Annotated in this window: 18 protein-coding genes, 1 tRNA gene and 2 pseudogenes; 6 read left to right on the forward strand and 15 right to left on the reverse strand. The window is 65.7% G+C overall.

What is annotated here, in order from left to right; genetic code table 11:
* Window positions 1–61 precede the first annotated feature (61 nt).
* The 4 genes from H9L15_RS18675 to H9L15_RS06550 form a co-directional block, all read right to left on the reverse strand.
* Entirely contained in the window at window positions 62–193 is a 132-nt protein-coding gene (locus H9L15_RS18675; protein ID WP_262984936.1) for a hypothetical protein, read from the reverse strand.
* Complete coding sequence (locus H9L15_RS06540) at window positions 187–744, reverse strand: SDR family NAD(P)-dependent oxidoreductase (RefSeq protein WP_223276572.1); 558 nt, start codon at window positions 742–744, stop codon at window positions 187–189. Before H9L15_RS06540 ends, H9L15_RS18675 begins: the two co-directional genes overlap by 7 nt.
* Before the next feature lie 71 nt (window positions 745–815).
* Window positions 816–1,280 (reverse strand): peptidylprolyl isomerase, encoded by a 465-nt coding sequence (locus H9L15_RS06545; protein WP_187715586.1) that lies wholly within the window; start codon window positions 1,278–1,280, stop codon window positions 816–818.
* A 38-nt stretch (window positions 1,281–1,318) separates the two neighbouring features.
* On the reverse strand, window positions 1,319–1,558 hold the full coding sequence (locus H9L15_RS06550) for a hypothetical protein (RefSeq protein WP_187715587.1): 240 nt from the start codon (window positions 1,556–1,558) through the stop codon (window positions 1,319–1,321).
* Between H9L15_RS06550 and mgtE the strand changes: the two genes are divergently transcribed.
* Window positions 1,454–2,812 (forward strand): magnesium transporter, encoded by a 1,359-nt coding sequence (mgtE, locus tag H9L15_RS06555; protein ID WP_187715818.1) that lies wholly within the window; start codon window positions 1,454–1,456, stop codon window positions 2,810–2,812. The genes H9L15_RS06550 and mgtE overlap by 105 nt on opposite strands.
* Here mgtE and ribA read toward each other — a convergent pair.
* From ribA to H9L15_RS06575, 4 genes are all read right to left on the reverse strand, one after another.
* Entirely contained in the window at window positions 2,809–3,867 is a 1,059-nt protein-coding gene (gene ribA, locus H9L15_RS06560) for a GTP cyclohydrolase II (RefSeq protein ID WP_187715588.1), read from the reverse strand. The genes mgtE and ribA overlap by 4 nt on opposite strands.
* The gene (locus H9L15_RS06565) at window positions 3,864–4,658 is read right to left on the reverse strand and encodes an exodeoxyribonuclease III (protein ID WP_187715589.1); all 795 of its coding nucleotides are present in this window, start codon (window positions 4,656–4,658) and stop codon (window positions 3,864–3,866) included. Before H9L15_RS06565 ends, ribA begins: the two co-directional genes overlap by 4 nt.
* Window positions 4,659–4,869: 211 nt before the next feature.
* Window positions 4,870–5,481 (reverse strand): LolA family protein, encoded by a 612-nt coding sequence (locus H9L15_RS06570; RefSeq protein ID WP_187715590.1) that lies wholly within the window; start codon window positions 5,479–5,481, stop codon window positions 4,870–4,872.
* Window positions 5,482–5,575: 94 nt separating this feature from the next.
* The gene (locus tag H9L15_RS06575; protein ID WP_187715591.1) at window positions 5,576–7,903 is read right to left on the reverse strand and encodes an FtsK/SpoIIIE family DNA translocase; all 2,328 of its coding nucleotides are present in this window, start codon (window positions 7,901–7,903) and stop codon (window positions 5,576–5,578) included.
* Between the two features lie 103 nt (window positions 7,904–8,006).
* On the opposite strand from H9L15_RS06575, the gene H9L15_RS06580 reads away from it, so the two are divergent.
* A complete protein-coding gene (locus H9L15_RS06580; RefSeq protein ID WP_187715819.1) occupies window positions 8,007–9,221 on the forward strand; it encodes a UbiH/UbiF/VisC/COQ6 family ubiquinone biosynthesis hydroxylase in 1,215 nt (404 codons plus the stop codon).
* On the opposite strand, the gene H9L15_RS06585 is transcribed toward H9L15_RS06580, so the two are convergent.
* Complete coding sequence (locus H9L15_RS06585; protein WP_187715592.1) at window positions 9,222–9,839, reverse strand: LON peptidase substrate-binding domain-containing protein; 618 nt, start codon at window positions 9,837–9,839, stop codon at window positions 9,222–9,224.
* A 14-nt stretch (window positions 9,840–9,853) separates the two neighbouring features.
* The gene (locus H9L15_RS06590; protein WP_223276573.1) at window positions 9,854–10,768 is read right to left on the reverse strand and encodes a tetratricopeptide repeat protein; all 915 of its coding nucleotides are present in this window, start codon (window positions 10,766–10,768) and stop codon (window positions 9,854–9,856) included.
* Between the two features lie 170 nt (window positions 10,769–10,938).
* Here H9L15_RS06590 and H9L15_RS06595 point away from each other — a divergent pair.
* Window positions 10,939–11,013, forward strand: a tRNA-Gly gene (locus H9L15_RS06595).
* Between the two features lie 15 nt (window positions 11,014–11,028).
* On the opposite strand, the gene H9L15_RS06600 is transcribed toward H9L15_RS06595, so the two are convergent.
* From H9L15_RS06600 to hemC, 4 genes and pseudogenes are all read right to left on the reverse strand, one after another.
* The gene (locus H9L15_RS06600; RefSeq protein WP_187715593.1) at window positions 11,029–12,108 is read right to left on the reverse strand and encodes a serine hydrolase; all 1,080 of its coding nucleotides are present in this window, start codon (window positions 12,106–12,108) and stop codon (window positions 11,029–11,031) included.
* A 121-nt stretch (window positions 12,109–12,229) separates the two neighbouring features.
* The gene (locus H9L15_RS06605) at window positions 12,230–12,976 is read right to left on the reverse strand and encodes a hypothetical protein (RefSeq protein ID WP_187715594.1); all 747 of its coding nucleotides are present in this window, start codon (window positions 12,974–12,976) and stop codon (window positions 12,230–12,232) included.
* A gap of 60 nt (window positions 12,977–13,036) precedes the next feature.
* A complete protein-coding gene (locus H9L15_RS06610) occupies window positions 13,037–13,786 on the reverse strand; it encodes a uroporphyrinogen-III synthase (RefSeq protein ID WP_317617608.1) in 750 nt (249 codons plus the stop codon).
* Window positions 13,696–14,615, reverse strand: a pseudogene (gene hemC / locus H9L15_RS20240) (hydroxymethylbilane synthase). The gene H9L15_RS06610 and the pseudogene hemC overlap by 91 nt, the downstream one beginning before the upstream one ends.
* A gap of 69 nt (window positions 14,616–14,684) precedes the next feature.
* Here hemC and tsaD point away from each other — a divergent pair.
* Both tsaD and H9L15_RS06625 read left to right on the forward strand, forming a co-directional pair.
* Window positions 14,685–15,715 (forward strand): annotated as a pseudogene (gene tsaD, locus H9L15_RS06620) (tRNA (adenosine(37)-N6)-threonylcarbamoyltransferase complex transferase subunit TsaD).
* Window positions 15,712–16,701, forward strand: a complete 990-nt coding sequence (locus H9L15_RS06625) for an NAD(P)H-dependent glycerol-3-phosphate dehydrogenase (RefSeq protein WP_187715596.1) — start codon at window positions 15,712–15,714, stop codon at window positions 16,699–16,701. Before tsaD ends, H9L15_RS06625 begins: the two are co-directional and overlap by 4 nt.
* On the opposite strand, the gene H9L15_RS06630 is transcribed toward H9L15_RS06625, so the two are convergent.
* A complete protein-coding gene (locus H9L15_RS06630) occupies window positions 16,698–16,865 on the reverse strand; it encodes a DUF1674 domain-containing protein (RefSeq protein WP_187715597.1) in 168 nt (55 codons plus the stop codon). The genes H9L15_RS06625 and H9L15_RS06630 overlap by 4 nt on opposite strands.
* A 73-nt stretch (window positions 16,866–16,938) precedes the next feature.
* On the opposite strand from H9L15_RS06630, the gene H9L15_RS06635 reads away from it, so the two are divergent.
* Entirely contained in the window at window positions 16,939–18,156 is a 1,218-nt protein-coding gene (locus tag H9L15_RS06635) for an RsmB/NOP family class I SAM-dependent RNA methyltransferase (RefSeq protein ID WP_262984937.1), read from the forward strand.
* Window positions 18,157–18,169 lie beyond the last annotated feature (13 nt).

The following is an 18,169-nucleotide window of genomic DNA, read 5'->3' on the forward strand; positions in this document are numbered from 1 at the left end:
ACGGCCACTGGATAGAGTTCAATGTGGGAACCACCGGCGGGGAGAAAAGCCCCTTAGAACTTCAAAGACCCGCGATTTTGCGAACGACCGACCGCGGGGCAAGCTGGGCCGACAGCGCGCCAGCCTTGTTTGCGATGCCGGGAATGACGACGGCCGAATTGCTTTCGAGGCCGTCCAGGCCGGCCTTTACCACCGGCCCGCATCCATCGCCAGCCGGTCGAAGCTGCCGAGTGCCTTGATGCCTGCGACGTCGCCGAACTCCGTTCGCGTGGGACCGGGGCAGAGCGCGCTGACCTTGATTCCACGATCCTTCCACTCCTCGTGGAGCGCCTCGGTGAATGAGAGGACGTAGGCCTTGGTGGCGAAGTAAACGGCCATGTTTGGGCCAGGCTGAAAGGCGGCGGTCGAGGCCACGTTCAGGATCGCTCCGCCGCCGTTCGCCCGCATGTCGTCGAGCACGACGAAGGCGAGATTGGTCAGCGACCGGATGTTGAGATCGATCATTTCCAGCTGGCGATCGAGCGGCAATGTGTCGAACCGGCCGCGCAGCCCGAAGCCCGCATTGTTGATCAATGTGCGGACCCACAGGTCGCGGGACCTGATCTCCTTTAGCAGCTCGGCGGGCGCCTTCGGCTTGGCAAGGTCGGCGGCGATCACATGCGCCTTGCCGAGCTCAGCCGCAAGTTGGTTCAGGCGATCCTTGCGGCGGGCGACAAGGACGACCTCATCCCCCGCGCGGCGCATTGCTTCGCGAACTCGACTCCGAGGCCAGCCGATGCGCCGGTAATCAGCGTGACTGGCCGCGGCGCCATGCTTCAAGCCGCCTCGCGGATTTCGGCCTTTTCGATCTTGCCGGGGTTGGCCGGCGGCTCGCCCTTGGGAAGCGCATCGACATATTCCATGCCGCTCTCGACCTCGCCCCAGACGGTGTACTGGTTGTCGAGGAAGCGGGCATCGTCGAAGCAGATGAAGAACTGGCTGTTGGCGCTGTTCGGGTCTTGCGTACGGGCCATCGAACAGACTCCGCGAACGTGCGGCTCGCGGCTGAACTCGGCGCGGAGGTTCGGCAGGTCAGATCCGCCGGTGCCGCGGCCGGTGGGATCACCGCCCTGAGCCATGAAACCCGGAATCACGCGATGAAAGGGAACGCCGTCGTAAAAGCCGCTCTTCGCGAGCTCCTTGATGCGCTCGACGTGACCGGGGGCGAGGTCGGGACGAAGCTTGATGACGACATCGCCGCCGCTGGAGAGATGAAAGACGAGGCGTTCGTTATCGGACATTGCGCTGGCTCCGGTCTGGAAAGGTGCTGGGCGGCGATTTAGGCGGCCCAGGCGGGTTGCGCCAGTGCAGGCGCGGCAATAGGACGGCGGGCACGGGTTGAGCTGGGGGTCCAAGGCATGAGCGAGAGCGAGAACATCGCCACCGCGGCCCCGAGCCCAAGGCTCAGGCACCGATCGACGATGAGGATCGGCTGCGGCCGGAATTCGTCGAAGAAGTGCTCGACGCCGTCGAGATTGGCGATGACGAGACCGCGCGGCGGCTCGTGCAGCCGCTTCACCCGGCCGACGTCGCCGACCTGATCGAGCTTGCGCGTCGTGACGAGCGCGAGGGGCTGGTCAAGGCGCTGGCCGGGATCATCAGCCCGGACGTCCTGTCGGAGCTGAACGACTTCGTCCGCGAAGACCTGATCGACGAGATGGAGCCGCAGCAGGTCGCCGACCTCGCGGGCCAGATGGAGACCGACGACGCGGTCGCCCTGATCGAGGATCTCGACGAGGAAGACCAGCAGGCCGTCCTCGAGAAGATGGAGCCGGACGACCGCGCTGCGGTCGAAGAAGCGCTCAGTTATCCGGAAGAATCCGCCGGCCGCCTGATGCAGCGCGATCTTTGCGCTGTCCCCGAACATTGGAAGGTCGGGCAGGTCATCGATTATTTGCGGTCCGAGGCCGACCTTCCGGACGATTTCTGGGAAGTGTTCGTCGTCTCGCCGAACCACCACCCAGTGGGCACCTGTAAGCTGTCGACGATCCTGCGCAGCCCGCGCTCGACGCTGGTCGGCGATATCATGGCACGTGAGCAGACGCTGATCCCGGTGGATATGGATCAGGAAGACGTGGCGCTCCGCTTCCAAAAATACGCGCTCGTGTCCGCCGCAGTCGTCGACGACAGCGAGCGGTTGGTCGGCATGATCACTGTCGACGACATCATTCACATCATCCAGGAAGAAGCGAGCGAGGACGTCCTGCTGCTCTCCGGTGCGGGCGACGAAGGCGACATCAACGAGCCGGTCACTGAAAGCTACAAGGCGCGCGTCCGTTGGCTGGTCGCCAACCTGCTCACGGCTCTCGTCGCGGCTTTCATCATCCGGCAGTTCGAGCATTCGATCGAGCGGCTGGCGATCCTTGCGGTGCTGATGCCGATCGTTGCGGGCGTCGGCGGGAATGCCGGAACGCAGACGCTGGCAGTGACAGTCCGCGCGATCGCAACCAACCAGCTGACCGGTTCGAATCGCTGGCGCGCGGTTGGCCGCGAACTCCGGGTGGCGATGCTGAACGGCCTGACCATTGCCTTGCTGATCGGTGTCGGCGTGACTCTTGTGCTGGGAAGCGTCCAGCTCGGTGCGGTCATTGCGGCCGCCATGCTGTTCAACATTCTCGTCGCCGGGCTGGCCGGCTCCCTGATACCGCTGGCGCTGGAGCGGGCGGGCGCCGACCCGGCGGTGGCCAGCAGCATATTCGTGACGATGATGACCGACTCGCTCGGCTTCCTCGCCTTCCTCGGACTGGCGACCTTTGTGGGGCTCGCCGGCTAAGCCAGGTGGCCGCTCTTCGAGCGCTTCACGTCAAGATAATCGGCATTGTGAGGATTGGCCGGCATGTGGTGCGCAACGCGCTCCGCGACCCTGATGCCTTCCGCTTCCAGCGCCGCGACCTTGTTCGGGTTGTTGGTCAGCAGCCTCACCTCGTCGATCCCGAGCTGACGCAGGATGGCGGCGGCATGGGCATATTCACGCTCGTCATCGGAAAAGCCGAGCCTCAGGTTGGCGTCGACGGTGTCGAGTCCGCGATCCTGCAGCGCATAGGCGCGAAGCTTGTTGGCGAGGCCGATTCCGCGCCCCTCCTGCCGGAGGTAAAGAAGCACGCCGCCGCCGGACTCGCCGATGAGGCGGAGCGCCTCCTTCAGCTGCGGTCCGCAGTCGCATTTCAGCGAGCCGAACACGTCGCCGGTCAGGCACTCGCTGTGCAGGCGAACCAGCGGCGGCTTTCCGCCAAAGGCGCCAACCAGCAGCGCCACATGCTCCTGGCCATCGTCCGACCCGCGGAAGGCGAAGATCTGCGTGTCCGGCATGTCTTCGAGTGGCAGGCGCGCGCGCGACAGAAGTGTCACCTCGGGCCGGAGGTTCTCGTTGGTGAGCTGATCGAGCGCGATCGCCACCGCTCCATCGTTCGCCTGGACTACCCACGCCGCAGGCAGGAGCCCGGCCGCGCGGGTCAAGGCAAGCGCTGCCTTCGCGCTGTCCGCAGTATCAATAGGCAGAGGGTGCAGCGGACCGATCGGAGCCCGCGCGAAATCCTGTGCCGGGTCGGCGAGTGTGAGAGCGGCTTTTCCGTCGAGCCATGACTCCCTTGCGAGAAGAACCGGCTCGGCGGGGTCCGCGGCGTCGCGCTCATTAGCGAGTGACAGGGCCGCCGCCCGTCTTCCGCTCAGAAGCAATTGCGCCTTGGCCTTGGGATCGAGAGTCTTGAGAGCTTCGGAGGTCGCCGTCTCGATCGACACGAACGAAAGCGGCTCGTCACCCTCGATAGTGACGGCGCGTCCGGTTCGCAGCGCCGCGATCGCCCGTTCGACCGCGTGCTCGCGGCTCAAATGGCGATCTCGCAGATCAGCGGCACATGGTCCGACGGGCGTTCCCAGCTCCGGCACGGTTCGAGCACCCGATGCGCCAGGACGCGCTCCGACGCACCCGGCGACACCCACATGTGGTCGAGGCGGCGTCCGCGGTCGTTCTTGGTATGGTCGGGCGAGCGGTAGCTCCACCAAGTGAAGTTGCGCTCCGGCGCGGGGACGAAGCGGCGACCGATGTCGACCCAGCCGTGAGCCTGCTGGAGGCGGCTCAAGGCATCGACCTCGATGGGCGTGTGGCTGACGACATCGAGCAGGGCCTTGTGGCTCCACACGTCGCACTCGAGCGGAGCGACATTGAAGTCGCCGACGATCAGCGTCGGTTCGCGCAGGCCATCGGACCAGCGGGTCATGCGTTCGATAAAGTCGAGCTTTTGGCCGAACTTCGGATTGACGGTCCGGTCGGGGATGTCGCCGCCCGCTGGGACGTAGACGTTCTCCAGCCTGAGGCCGCACGGAAGCCTGACTCCGACGTGCCTTGCCTCACCGTTGTCCTGCCAGTCATGGCTTCCGGAATCGCGAAGCTCCACCCTGGACAGGATCGCCACGCCATGGTGCATCTTCTGGCCCCTGAGGACGCGGTGCACGTAGCCTTGCTTCCTGAACAGATCGGCCGGGAAGATATCGTCCGTGACTTTCGTTTCCTGGAGGCAAAGGACATCCGGCTTTTCCTCGCGCAGCAGGCGCTCGACGATGCCGAGCCGCGCTCGGACGGAGTTCACGTTCCAGGAGGCGATCTTGATGGTCTTGGACACGGTGTCGCGCTTAGCCCGTTCTGCACTTCACGCAAAGGAAAGGCCCCGCTCCGGGGCATGGAGCGAGGGCCGACCAAGCGTTCGTCACGCAAGGGATCTAGCGGGCCGTGGGTAACAGGGGGAAACCCCAGGCGTCGCAGGATCGACGTGTCGTTTAGCAGGGCTAACCTGACGCGCCGATGAACAGTTTTAGATTGCTACGCTTTTTCTGTCACCTGCGTTTTTTGGGTTCCGCGTACGAAAACGCACTTTCGGGGACCGCGACATTGTAGCGCTGGTTGTCCAGCTTGATCGTCGTCTTCTTGTTCTGTGCGTCGATCGCGGTCCAGCCTTCGAGCAGCAGGCCGCCCGGCGCCGACGGATTGCGAACGAACGCCAGCAGCAGCGTCCCGAACTCGGGCCGCCGGGCGTCGCGGGCCCGAACGAGCAGGATGCGGGGATCCGCCTGCGGAACGATTGTCGTGATGCGGCGGATGTCCGGGTTCGCGGACAGCAGGATGCCGAGCGGGGTCTTGTTGAGGTCCCAGCTGTTCTTCTGGCCCACTTCATAGTCGACGAACGTCAGCTTGTTGCCGTTGCCGACCAGCAGGATGTCGTTGCCCTGGTACTGAAAGCGGATGCGGCCCGGACGCTTCAGCTGAAGTGTCCCGCGAGCGACGCGGTTCTTCGAATCCGTCTGGGTGAAGTTGGCCGTCATCGACTGGACGGCGGACAGGTGCGCCTCGACCTTGGCGATGTCGCCGCTCTGCGCCTGAGCAGGAACCGCGGCAGCGACAATCGCGATCGGCGCCAAGGCGCGTGCGAAATTTGTCGGGAATGTCATTCGTGAACTCCTGGGAATTTTCGGCCGGTCTGGCAATCGCCCATTGAATGCCGACTGAACCCGCCGGTTCCCGCGCGTTCAGGTTCAGAAACGATCAGATCGGGTGCCCGTCCGGATCGATCAGCACTTCGCGGCGGCCGACGTGGTCGGGTTGGCCGACAAGGCCTTCCTTCTCCATCCGCTCGATTAGCCTCGCCGCGCTGTTGTAGCCGACGCGCAGCTGGCGCTGGAGGTACGAGGTCGAAGCCTTCTGGCTTTCGGCGACGATCTGGACCGCCTTGCGGAACAGCTGGGTCTCCGCATCGTCCTCGCCGCTCGGCTGGCCATCGAACAGATAGCCGCCGTCTTCCGGTTCTTCGGTGACCGCCTGGATGTAGTCGGGCACGCCCTGCTTGCGCCAATGCTCCGCGACCGCGCGGACCTCCTCGTCGCTGACGAAGGGGCCGTGGACGCGGATGATCTGCTTGCCGCCCGGCATGTAGAGCATGTCGCCCTTGCCGAGCAGCTGCTCGGCGCCCTGCTCGCCGAGGATGGTGCGGCTGTCGATCTTGCTGGTCACCTGGAAGCTGATGCGGGTCGGCAAATTGGCCTTGATGACGCCGGTGATGACGTCGACCGATGGCCGCTGCGTCGCCATGATCAGGTGGATGCCGGCCGCGCGCGCTTTCTGGGCGAGGCGCTGGATGAGGAACTCGACCTCCTTACCGGCGGTCATCATGAGGTCGGCGAGCTCGTCCACGACGACGACGATCTGCGGCAAGACCTCGTATTCCAGTTCCTCGACTTCATAGAGGGGCTGGCCGCTGCTGGCGTCGTAGCCGGTCTGAACGCGTCGGCCGAGCTTGGAGCCCTTGGTCTTCGCCTCGCGAACCTTCTGGTTGAAGCTCGGCAGTGCACGGACGCCGAGGTTCGCCATCATCCGATAGCGCTCCTCCATCTGCTCGACCGTCCACTTGAGCGCACGGATCGCCTTGCCCGGCTCGGTGACCACAGGCGAAAGCAAATGCGGGATGTCGTCGTAGATGCTGAGCTCCAGCATCTTCGGGTCGATCATGATCATCCGGCACTCTTCCGGAGTCATCCGGTAGAGCAGCGATAAGATCATGCAGTTGAGGCCAACCGACTTGCCCGAGCCGGTGGTGCCCGCGACGAGCAAATGCGGCATCGGCGCCAAGTCGGCGATGACCGGATCGCCGGCGATATTCTTGCCGAGGATCAAGGGCAGCGACATGTTCTGGTCTTCGAATGCCTGGCTGCCGACCAGCTCGGACAGGCTGACCGTCTCGCGCTTCGGATTGGGAAGCTCGATGCCGATCACGCTGCGGCCGGGAATGGTCGCGACGCGTGCGGACAATGCAGACATGTTGCGGGCGATGTCGTCGGCGAGCTGGATGACCCGGCTGGCCTTGATCCCGCTCGCCGGCTCAAGCTCGTACATGGTGACCACGGGACCGGGGCGAACCTCAACGATGTCGCCACGGACGTGGAAGTCCTCAAGCACGCTCTCCAGCAGTCGCGCGTTGCGCTCAAGCCCGGCGCGGTCGATCTTTGAGCTACCTTTTTCGGGCGCCGCGGCGAGCAGGTCGATCGCCGGAAGCTGGTAATTGTCGCCAAGCGCCAGGCTCTGCTGCGCGGCGGCAGGCCGCTTGCTTCCCCGAGATTGGGCCGCGACCACCGGCTTCGGCGGCTCCGCAACCGCGACCGCCGGCCGAGACTTGGGCGGAGCGGCGCTTGCGGGACGCTCCTCGGCGATTTCGGTGGTCCGTCGCGGTGCAGCGATCTTGGGCCGAGGATCGCGACGGAAGATCCCGGCGACCCATGCCTTCTCGGTCTGCTGCAACCCGACCGACAGATAGCCGAGCAGCAATCCGGCCAGCCCGAAAAGCACAAGCGCAATCAGGCGGACAGGGCCTGCAATGGCCGGATTCTGGATGAGGCCGATGGCGGAATCGACGCCATAGGCCGCACCCAGGCCAATCGCTCCGCCCCACCCGCCGGGAAGACCGGAAACCGCTGAAGCGCTGGTCAGGCTGAGGGCGACCCCGATCAGGATCGCGCCCGCGGCTGCGACCAACAGGGCGCGAACGATCCGACCGGTCGGCTCGAGCCTCATCAAGCGGATGCCAGCAAGCGCGATGACCGGGATGAAGAAGACCGACCCCATGCCGAACAGCAGCAGCAAGGCGTCGCTCGCATAGGCGCCGAAGCTTCCGATCCAGTTCGATGGCGGCCCACCTGCGGCAGTGCTGAAAGACGGGTCCGTCGTGTTGTGGGTGGCGAGTGCCAGCGCCGTCGCGACGGCCAGCCCGAACAGCATCGCACCCCAGGTGCGAACGGCGAGACGCTTGACCGACGCACGCAAGGCGTCGCGCCAATGAGGCTCAAGCTCCCGTTTATGGGTCCGCACGGCCGCGGTCGCCATTAATCCATCCCCACCCAAATCCTTGGGTAGAATGCATCTTTGGCGAGTCCTCGGTCAAGCGATGCCTTGGCGCCGATGCGACGGAAGGTTAGTGCACACCGCTATGGACCGCGCGGACGTTCTCATCCTGGGTGGCGGGCCCGTCGGTCTCGCGCTGGCGTCGGCGCTCGATTCCAGCGGCCTTTCGGCAATTTTGATCGACCCCGCAGACCCTTCGGTGCGAACCACGCAGGCGTTCGACGGCCGCACCAGCGCCGTATCCTCAAGCTCGGTCCGAATGCTCGAAACAACCGGCGTGCTGGAGTATCTGCCGGAGCCAGGCTGCCCGATTCGGACGATCCAGGTCGCCGACGGCCTTCAACCTGGTGGACTCGCCTTCGAGCCGGAGGATGACGAGCCACTCGGTGTCATGCACGAGAATCGTCATCTGCGCGCTGCGCTGCAGGCGCGGGCGGAGGCCGGCCGCAATCTCTGGCTGCTGTGGAATTCGAGGCCGCGCACCGTCGAGCGCGAGGCTCACGGCGTCGTCGTGTCACTGGAAGACGGGCGGAGGCTTTGCGCCCCAGTCCTCGCGGCCGTCGACGGCCGCAATTCGCCGATGCGGGAAGAAGCGGGGATTCCGATTGCGCGCTGGAAGTATGACCACATGGCGGTCGTCTCCACGCTCCGCCACGAGCGACCGCACGGCAATATTGCCTACGAGATCTTCTACCCGACCGGCCCGTTCGCGCTGCTGCCCATGACCGACGAGGGCGGAAGTCATCGCTCGGCGATCGTCTGGTCCGTCCCAAAGGACGATGCGGCGGGATGGATGTCGCTCAGCGACGAGCAGTTCGCGGGCGAAGCGCAGGCGACGATGGGCGGCTTTCTCGGCAAGATCGAACTGGCCGCGCCCCGTTCGACTTATCCGCTAGGCTTCCATCATTCGGCGCGGATGATCGATCAGCGACTCGCGCTGGTTGGCGATGCGGCGCACGCCGTTCATCCGATCGCGGGGCAGGGCCTCAATCTCGGCTTCCGCGACGCGGCGGCTTTGGCGCAGGTTCTTGTGGAAGGATCGCGTCTCGGCCTCGACCTCGGCGACCGGCAATTGCTGGAGCGTTATCAGCGCTGGCGATCGCTGGACGCATTGTCCGTGGCAGTCGCGACCGACAGCCTGACGCGGGTTTATGGCATTCCGGGGAAGACGGCTTCGGCGGTTCGCCGCTTCGGCATGGGCGTAATCGACCGCTTGGGTCCGATCAAGAATCGCCTGATGAGCGAAGCCCGCGGCACAAGCGGCGAGCTTCCATTGCTCCTTCGCGGACTACCGATCTGATTATTGAAGCGTCGGCTGGATCTCGGCGCCGCTGACCGCAGCGCGCTGGAACTGCATCAATTGAACGAGCAGATCGGCGCGATCGTCGAGCGTCGCCGCTTCGAGCAACGCCTGCTTTGCGCCGACATCGAACGGGGCGACCTGGGCAATGGCGTTCACCAGCATTTCGTCGTCGAGGCGGCGAACCGCCTGCCAGTCGACAGTCAGGCGCATGGCGTCGCCCAGCCGGCGCGCCTCGCGCTCCACTTCGGCCCGCAGGGTCAGCGACAGTGGCGGCGGCTCCTCGTCGTCGAACACGTCCGTGTCGACATCGGCATTGCGATAAGCGGTTTCGAGGTCGGCTTCGGCAATCATCCGAAAGCGATTCCAGCCGTGGAGGATGATGTTGAAGCGACCGTCATCCATTTCTTCGACGCCGACGATCTCACCGACGCAGCCGATGGGATAAAGCGGCGCGCCTTCATTCTCGGAGGCATGGGGCTGGATCATCCCAATCCGGCCCGGGCCATCGAGAACGTCGCGGACCATCTCCCGATAGCGAGGCTCGAAGATGTGCAGCGGAAGCTGGGAACGCGGGAACAGGATCGCGCCCGGCAAGGGAAAGATCGGCAGCCTCATCGGCCGCTTCGCACTCACGTAAAGAGGACGGCGGACAACCTCCGCCGCTGAGTGCGGGCCCATGGATCTTCAATGCCCTGCGCCTCGATCAGTTGCAGAAGGCGCGCCCGGGCGGCGCCTTCGTTCCAGTCGCGGTCACGCTCGATGATGGCGAGGAGGGCATCCGCGGCGGCATCGCGATCGCCCGACGCCATCTTCGCACCGGCAAGCTCGAACCGGGCATCGAGATCGTCGGGATTGGACGCGATCCGCGCTTCGAGCTCGGACGTGTCGGACTCCGGCGCCGCCTGCGAGAGCTCGAGAGCGGCGCGGGCTCGGCAGACATCTGCATGTGTCGCTGCTTCGGCCGTGGCGGCGTCGATCACTTCGCGAGCACCGTCGACATCGCCGCTCGCCAAGAGAGCCCGGGCGAGACCGCCGATCACCGAGGGATCCTCCGGCGCCATCTCATGAATCTGGCGGAAGATGGAGACGGCGCGTGGCGCATCGCCCTCGCCCAGCACTTGCTCGCCCATCGCGATCAACGGCTCGATCTCGGCCTTCTGCTCCGCGGCTGCGCCCTTGACACTTAGCTGCGTAATCAACTGGTCAAGGACGCGCTTCAGCTGCCCTTCGCTGCGGTAATTGGTGATGTCGGCGACAGGCTGCCCCTTGAAGAAGGCATAGACGGTCGGGATCGACTGGATCTGGAACTGGGAGGCGATCAACTTGTCTGCATCGACGTCGATCTTGACCAGCTTGACGCCCTTGTCGGCGTAATCGGCCGCGATCTTCTCGAGGATGGGGGACAGCTGCTTGCAGGGGCCGCACCACTCCGCCCAGAAGTCGAGCAGCACGATGCTGTCCATCGACGGATCGATGACGTCCCGCTTCAGGCGTTCGACCGCCTCGCGTTCCGCTTCGCTCATGCCGAGGGTCGCCACGCTCATCCTTCTCCGTTGCCGTCGCCGAGGAAGCGCTCCATATGGTCGGGCGAGGCGCTCGCCACAAGCATGATGGAAAGCTTGGGATGAGCCCTTGCGGGAATCATCTGGCCCATGCTAGGCGCCCGCCACCCTGTCGCGGAGCAGCCAACCGGCTGATGCGGCTTAAGCTCAGAGCGGGCGTAGCTCAGGGGTAGAGCACAACCTTGCCAAGGTTGGGGTCGAGGGTTCGAATCCCTTCGCCCGCTCCAGCACTTCTCGACGTGCTAAAGCGATGCCACCGGGCTGAAGCGCATTTCGTGCTGCGCGATCGTGGCTCGGACGACATTGTTCATCAGAGTCATGCGGACCTGCAGCGGCACCGACGTCTTCTTGATCATCACCGCGACCGAATAGCTGCGTCCGTCCGGCGCGGTCAGGATGCCGATGTCGTTATAGCCTGCCTGGTAGGCGCCGAGGATCTGGCCGGTGCCGGTCTTGTGGCTGAGCGACCAACCCGGCTTGAGCCCGCCCTTGAGGCGGTTCGGCCCCGTCGAGGTCTGGCTCATGATTCGCAGCAGCCGCGCCGTCGATGGCGGGGACAGCAGCTCGCCGCGCTTCAGCTTGGCCAGGGCGAAGGTGATCCCGTTCGCCGACGCGCCGTCGTACGGGTCGTCGACATAGCGATTGAACGCCGCCTTGCGGATGGACATCGGGAGGGCGTTGCGGGCCTCATAGAAGGCATTGCCGATCGAATAGCTCGGGCTCCACGTCAGGCCGGCGATGCGGCTCTGAAGCGAGCGCTCGCCGTCATAGAAGCGAATCCCTTCGAGACCCTTGGCGCGCAGCATGGCCCTCACGGCTTCGGGCCCGCCGACCGAGCGCATCAGCTTGTCGTTGCAGGTATTGTCGCTCTTGGTCAGCGCCTGGAACATCAGGTCGCCCAGCGAAACCGTCGTTCCGCCACCGAGGATCTTCGCCGCGATCGGCTGATGGAAGAGCGTCAGATCGGTTCGGGACATGGTGACGTTGTCGTTGAGGCTGACCCGACCCCGGTCGACCGCATCCAATGCGGTGATCGCGACCCACAATTTGCTGACGCTTTGCTGCGGGTTCAGCTCGTTGCCGTTGTAGGATGTGCTCCAGCCTTCGTCGACGGAGCGCACGGCAATGCCAACCCGGCCGTTGAAGCCTTTGCCGAGGTCATCGATGCGATCGGCCAGGTACTTGGGTGCGTGGGCGGACGCAGCCGGGATCGCACGCGGTGCCGGAAGCGCCGCCGCTGGAGTGGCCTGCGCAATCGTGCTGGAGCCCGACTGACCAAGCGCAACGATTGCCAAGCCAAGGCTAAGCCAGTGTGACGTCATGACGGCGCGTCTCCCCACCAAAATCCCGTGTCGCCAGCAGCTTAGCGTCGATTGCTGAACGCAGGCTGTTCCACCCGGCGTAGGATAAGGAATCGCATCCGCGGAGGGATTTGCCAACCCTCTACAGCGTTGTCGGCTGGCTTTTTGCGAGAAGGGCGCCCGATTCGATCTCGTCAAGCGCGCGGTGGACAGCGACATATTGCCGGGCCTGCCGGATCCAGTCCTGCGCGTTTGCCGCTCCGGGCAGCCGCATGGTCTCCGCCAGGGCCTGGTCGACTTCGCCGTCCTGCAGGTGGGCGAGAGCCTTGGCATAGCGGGCGTCGGCCTGGGTGGAAGGCCGATCGGCGTGGCGGATCTCGATGATGGAGCCGAGTTCGCGCCTGAACTGCGCCCAAAAGCTTTCGTCGGGCGCGGCTGCGCGGAGCTCGGGCCCAAGCGCGCGATATTGCTCCGTCAGGTCGCTGAGCCGGACTGGCGAGTGCGAGCCGGTGACGATGGTCGCCACGGCCCGGGCGTGAGTCTGGCCGAAGCGGTCGAGAAGCAGCGGCTCGAGGTAGCCCAGCGCAACCCCGCGATCGACCGCCCGCCGTGCTGCGAATGCGATCAGCAGCGCGTCCGCACGCCCAGCGGACCCTTCGACACGTTCGGCGGCAGTCTCGACCCGCTCCAGACGATTCTCGAGCTGGTTGATTTCCTCTTTCGCTTGAGGCGCGATTTCGTCCTGCGCCGGAGCCGGGGGATTGCCGCTGCCTTCGGAGCCGCGACCACGACCGGTTTGGGCGCGACGCCAAGGAAGCGCGCGGCACCGTCGAAACGCGCCAGCCCCATGCCGCGCCTGCCGCACCGGCAATGACGAGGGCCAATCCAATCAGGAATCGGGTACCCCAGCCCGTCCCCGCCCTGTTCGATGCAGTTGCCATTCCTGCGTTCAACTTTCGCACAGCCGGGCGGCGAGGGCCAGAAGCTCCGCGTCATTTGGAGAAGTGGCCACCTTTAATTCTTCCCAGCCGTCGCCGGCCGCCGCCGCCGTCGCCTCGCTGATCGCCGCGATCCGGATCGTCGCGCGGTCTGCAGCTTCGACCAGATCGGCCAGCCTTCGGGCAGCGCGCGGCGAATGCAGCACCGCGACCTGTCCGGAAAGGTCTCCGATTCCGTCGACCGAAGTTTTCTCGGCCGCGCGATAGATGGGTAAGGAAACTATCGTCCGCCCATTCACCTCAGGCTCGCGGCGATCCTCACCGCAAAGATGCAGGAGCCGCGCCGACGGATCGACCTCGGCCAGGAGCACGTCGACTCCGCCGCTACCCACCGTCGCGATCCCCAATCCGGCGACCTGGGCCGCCACAGCCGTGCCTTCGCCCACCGCGTGCACTGGCAAGGTACGAAAGCGATCGAGCCGGTCGCCGGCCATTTTCACCGTGTTGGCGCTGGTCAGCAGCAGCCCGTCGAAATCGTGCGGATTGGGCGGAGACCAGTTCAGGGCCTCCAGCTCGAATAAGGGAACGGGAATCGCATCCAGACCCAGTGCCTGCGCCTTGACGATCGTTTGCCGTGAGGCAGGCTCAGGGCGGAAGACGAAAAGCCGCCTCATCCGGCCCTGAACAGCGAGCGGATCGACTCCGGCGCCTCGCCCAGCATTGCCCGCGCGAGCCGCCGCGGGCCATCCGGATCGTCGCATTCAAACAGAGCTTCGTCCCGGACCTGCTCGCGGCCGTCTTCCGACAGGACTTGCGCGCGCAGCCGGATTTTCCCGTCGACGATCTCTGCAAAGGCGGCGACCGGCGAATGACAACTGCCGCCCAACTCGGCTGTGAAGGCACGCTCGGCCCGGATCAAGGTGTGGGTCGTCCGGTCGTCGATGATCGTCAGCATCGATGCGGTCATCGCATCATCGGCGCGGCATTCGATGGCGATCACTGCCTGGGTCGGCGCAGGAAGCATGACTTCGAGCGGGATCGGCGTGCCGACGCCGCCCATTCCGAGCCTCCGCAATCCGGCTCCGGCAAGCAATGTGGCCTGCACTTCCCCGCATCGAGCTTGGCGAGGCGCGTTTGCACGTTACCCCGCAGTGGAACGATGTTGAGGTCGGGCCGAAGCGACAGCAGCTGCGCCTTGCGACGGGGCGAGGAGGTCCCGACCGTTGCACCGCTGGGAAGCGCATCGACGGAGTCCGCGCCGATCAGCCGGTCCTGGACATCGCCGCGCGGCCGGACTGCTGCGATGCTGATTTCGCGCGGCCGGATCGCTTCGACGTCCTTCAGGGAATGGACGCAGAAGTCGACCTTGCCGTCCATCAGCGCGCGGTCCAATTCCTTGGTCCAGAGCTGCTTTCCGCCGATCTCGGCGAGAGGCCGGTCCTGGACCTTGTCGCCGGTCGTTTCGACCACCTGGACCTGCACGAAGTCGGCGGTCCAGCGGTTCGCGACCTCCAACGCCGATGCGACCTTGTGCGCTTGAACAAGGGCCAGCGGCGACCCGCGCGTGCCTAGAATCGGAGAACGCTGCATCGCGCCCTGCTAGCCGCAAACCCGCGGCCCACTAGCCGAGCGCCGCCGCGTGCGGCAAAGGCGCGCCCAATGGCGCTGATCCTCGGCCTCGAATCCTCCTGCGACGATACGGCCGCGGCGCTCGTGACGAGCGACCGGCAGATTCTCGCGCAGGCGGTCGTCGGGCAAAACGAGGCGCACCGCCCCTTCGGCGGTGTCGTCCCGGAGATCGCCGCCCGCGCTCATGTCGAAATCCTACCCGACCTGGTTCGGGCGGTGCTTGCTGACGCCGGCAAGTCGGTCGCCGATCTTGATGCCATCGCGGCGACCGCGGGGCCCGGCCTGATTGGCGGCGTGATGGTCGCCCTGCTCGCCGGCAAGGGATTGGCGCTCGGCACGGGCAAGCCGCTTGTCGCCGTCAACCACCTGGAAGGCCATGCGCTCAGTCCCAGGCTGGTCGATCCCGACCTTGAGTTTCCCTATGTCCTGCTGCTCGTTTCCGGAGGGCACTGCCAATTGCTCGAGGTTCGCGCGGTTGGCGAATATCGGCGCCTTGCGACGACTATCGACGACGCGGCCGGCGAGGCTTTCGACAAGTCGGCCAAGCTGCTTGGTCTGCCCTATCCCGGGGTCCCGCAATCGAGCGGCTCGCGATGGACGGCGATTCCGCGGCGGTTCCCCTGCCGCGACCATTGATCGGATCCGCCGAGCCGCATTTCTCTTTTGCCGGCCTGAAAAGCGCAGTTCAGCGCGCCGTCGCGTCGGGCGCCTACGCGCCGGCCGACATTGCTGCATCGTTCCAGCAAGCCGTCGTCGACTGCCTGGTCGATCGCACGCGGATCGCTCTCGAAAGGATCGATGCGCCGACCTTGGTCATCGCCGGTGGAGTCGCCGCCAACCGAGCAATTCGTACCGCGCTCCAGCAACTGGCAGGTGAGCAGGGCCGTCGCTTCAGCGTGCCTCCGGGCTGGCTGTGCACGGATAATGCGGCGATGATCGCCTGGGCGGGCGCTGAGCGGTTCGCGCTCGGTCTCGTGGACACGCTCGACGCACCGGCGCGGGCACGGTGGCCGCTGGACCCGGATGCCGAAAAGGTTCGAGGGGCGGGGGTGAAAGCATGAGCTTCGATCGTGTGGGAGTGATCGGCGGCGGCGCCTGGGGGACGGCGTTGGCGCAGGTCGGCGCAAGTGGCGGACGCGACGTCCTGCTCTGGGCTCGCGAGACGGAGGTCGTCGACTCCATCAACGGGAACAACGAGAACAAAGTGTTCTTGCCAGGATCGAAGCTCGACCCGCGCGTTCGGGCGACGGGCGATCTTGCGGATCTGGCGGACTGCGACGCCTGGCTGGTGGTCACTCCGGCCCAGCATATGCGGGCCGTGCTCGAGGTCGCTCCGTCCGCTGGCAGACCCCTGGTTCTCTGTTCCAAGGGCATTGAAGAGCATAGCGGAGCCATGCTCCACCGGGTCGCCGCGGAAGCCTGCCCGAGTGCTCCCATCGCTGTCCTTTCGGGCCCGACCTTTGCCCACGAGGTTGCGGCGGGATTGCCGACGGCTGTCACCCTCGCTGCCGAAGATGGCGCTTTCGCCGAGGCGCTGCGCGAACGGATCGCCCGGCCGACCTTTCGCGTCTACCTTAGCGACGACGTGGCCGGCGCCGAGATCGGCGGAGCTGTGAAGAACGTGCTCGCGATCGCCTGCGGGGTCGTGGATGGGAAGGGCCTCGGCCAGAACGCCCGGGCGGCCCTCATCGCGCGCGGCTTTGCGGAGATGACGCGGTTCGGCCTCGCCAATGGAGCGAAGCGGGAAACACTCGTCGGTCTGTCCGGTCTGGGCGATCTGGTCCTGACCTGCTCATCCACCAGCTCGCGCAATTTCTCTCTCGGCAAGGCCATCGGCGAAGGGCGCTCGGCTGCAGAATTGATGAGCAATCGCAAGACGGTGGCCGAGGGCGCGTTCACCGCGCCTGTCCTGGCCCGTCTCGCCGAACAGATGAAGATCGACATGCCGGTGGTCGCGGCCGTCGCCAAGCTGCTGTCGGGCGGCGCCGGAGTCGACCAGGTGCTGCAGGAACTGCTGTCCCGTCCGCCCCGGCCCGAGGCGCATTAGAAATCGACCGCGATCCCCTTCTTCTCCCAATCGCCATAGCGGGTCGGATCGAGTCTCGTCTCTTCGCCTTCTGGCGGCGCGGCGTCTGCAACCGGCTCCGGCTTGGGCACGGGCTGCGACTTCGACAAATAAGCGGGCGCTTTCAGGCGCTTTCCCTTGGACATGTGGCGTAGATGAGCGTTGGGACCCTCGATGCCAAGCGTTGAAGGCCTTCCCGCGCGACGGGCTGCATTGCAGATGCTCGATTCCGTCCTGCGCAAAGGCCGCACGCTCGATTCCGCCGCGCAGGTCGTGAAAGGGCTGAAGCCGCCGGACCAGGCCCTGGCGGTCGCCATCTCCGGAGAGGTTCTGCGGCGGTTGCCCGATCTGGACGCCGTGATCGACACCGCGACCCGGCAACGCCTTCCCGATGACAGCAAGGCACGAATGGTTCTGCGCCTGGCCCTCGCGCAGAAAGTCGGCCTCGGCACGCCCGAGCATGCGCTGGTCGCGACCGCTTTGCCGTTGGTCGATGGCGGTCCGCGTCGGCTGGTGCACGGCGTCCTCGGCACCTTGCTCAGGCGCGGGCTGCCGGCCATCGACGCGCCGCGGCTGCCCGAAGCGGTAGAGGAAAGATGGAACAAGGCCTGGGGCGATGACGTCGTTTCGTCGGCCCGTCGCCAGATCGCGCACCGTCCGCCGCTCGACCTGACCTTCGCCACTGACGAGGCGGCAAAGAGCTTTGCCGAGCAGACCGAAGGACGAAGCCTTGCACCCCGACACGTTCGCCTCGCCGATGCCGGTGCCGTCGCGAATCTGCCCGGCTTTGCGGAGGGCCGCTGGTGGGTCCAGGATCTCGCCTCCTCCCTTCCGGCGCGACTGATCCCGACGGGTGCTGATGAGGTGCTCGACCTCTGCGCCGCTCCCGGCGGGAAGACGATGCAGATCGCTGCGGCCGGACATAGGGTGACGGCGGTCGACCAGGCCGAATCGCGGCTGAAGCGCTTTCGCGAGAATCTGGCCCGAACAAGCCTGGATGCCGAACTCGTCGCAGCAGATGCGCTCGAATGGCAACCGGATCGGCAGTTCGGTGCCGTCCTGCTCGATGCGCCATGCTCGGCGACCGGGACGTTTCGCCGCCATCCTGAGGTGCTTTACCGGGCGCGTGGAGACATCATTCGGCAGAGTGCCGACCTTCAGGCCCGCCTCCTCGATCGCGCAGCCGCCTGGCTCCGGCCCGGTGGCGCCCTGATTTACGCCGTCTGCTCACTGGAGCCGGAAGAGGGCGAGGCGATCGTCTCCAGCTTCCTCGACGCGAACCCCAGCTTTCATATCGACCCACCAAGGCCGGGCGAGCTTCCCGACTTCGTGACGCCAGATGAGCGCGGCTGGGCTCGAATCCTGCCCGGCATGATCGAAAGCGAGGGTGGCCTCGACGGCTTCTTCGTCGCGCGCCTTGTCCGGATGGCAACTTAGCGTTTAATCGGGC

Source organism: Sphingomonas daechungensis (genome assembly GCF_014489495.1).
Lineage (GTDB): Bacteria > Pseudomonadota > Alphaproteobacteria > Sphingomonadales > Sphingomonadaceae > Sphingomicrobium > Sphingomicrobium daechungense.

Excerpts from the sequence above, each read along its gene's own strand:
- H9L15_RS06575 (WP_187715591.1), bottom strand. The coding sequence starts at position 7,903 with ATGGCGACCGCGGCCGTGCGGACCCATAAACGGGAGCTTGAGCCTCAT.
- H9L15_RS06580 (WP_187715819.1), top strand. The coding sequence starts at position 8,007 with ATGGACCGCGCGGACGTTCTCATCCTGGGTGGCGGGCCCGTCGGTCTC.
- H9L15_RS06625 (WP_187715596.1), top strand. The coding sequence starts at position 15,712 with ATGAGCTTCGATCGTGTGGGAGTGATCGGCGGCGGCGCCTGGGGGACG.
- H9L15_RS06600 (WP_187715593.1), bottom strand. The coding sequence starts at position 12,108 with ATGACGTCACACTGGCTTAGCCTTGGCTTGGCAATCGTTGCGCTTGGT.
- H9L15_RS06585 (WP_187715592.1), bottom strand. The coding sequence starts at position 9,839 with ATGAGGCTGCCGATCTTTCCCTTGCCGGGCGCGATCCTGTTCCCGCGT.
- H9L15_RS06590 (WP_223276573.1), bottom strand. The coding sequence starts at position 10,768 with ATGAGCGTGGCGACCCTCGGCATGAGCGAAGCGGAACGCGAGGCGGTC.
- H9L15_RS06610 (WP_317617608.1), bottom strand. The coding sequence starts at position 13,786 with ATGCGACGATCCGGATGGCCCGCGGCGGCTCGCGCGGGCAATGCTGGG.
- H9L15_RS06540 (WP_223276572.1), bottom strand. The coding sequence starts at position 744 with ATGCGCCGCGCGGGGGATGAGGTCGTCCTTGTCGCCCGCCGCAAGGAT.
- H9L15_RS06545 (WP_187715586.1), bottom strand. The coding sequence starts at position 1,280 with ATGTCCGATAACGAACGCCTCGTCTTTCATCTCTCCAGCGGCGGCGAT.
- H9L15_RS06635 (WP_262984937.1), top strand. The coding sequence starts at position 16,939 with ATGCTCGATTCCGTCCTGCGCAAAGGCCGCACGCTCGATTCCGCCGCG.
- H9L15_RS06630 (WP_187715597.1), bottom strand. The coding sequence starts at position 16,865 with ATGTCCAAGGGAAAGCGCCTGAAAGCGCCCGCTTATTTGTCGAAGTCG.
- H9L15_RS06570 (WP_187715590.1), bottom strand. The coding sequence starts at position 5,481 with ATGACATTCCCGACAAATTTCGCACGCGCCTTGGCGCCGATCGCGATT.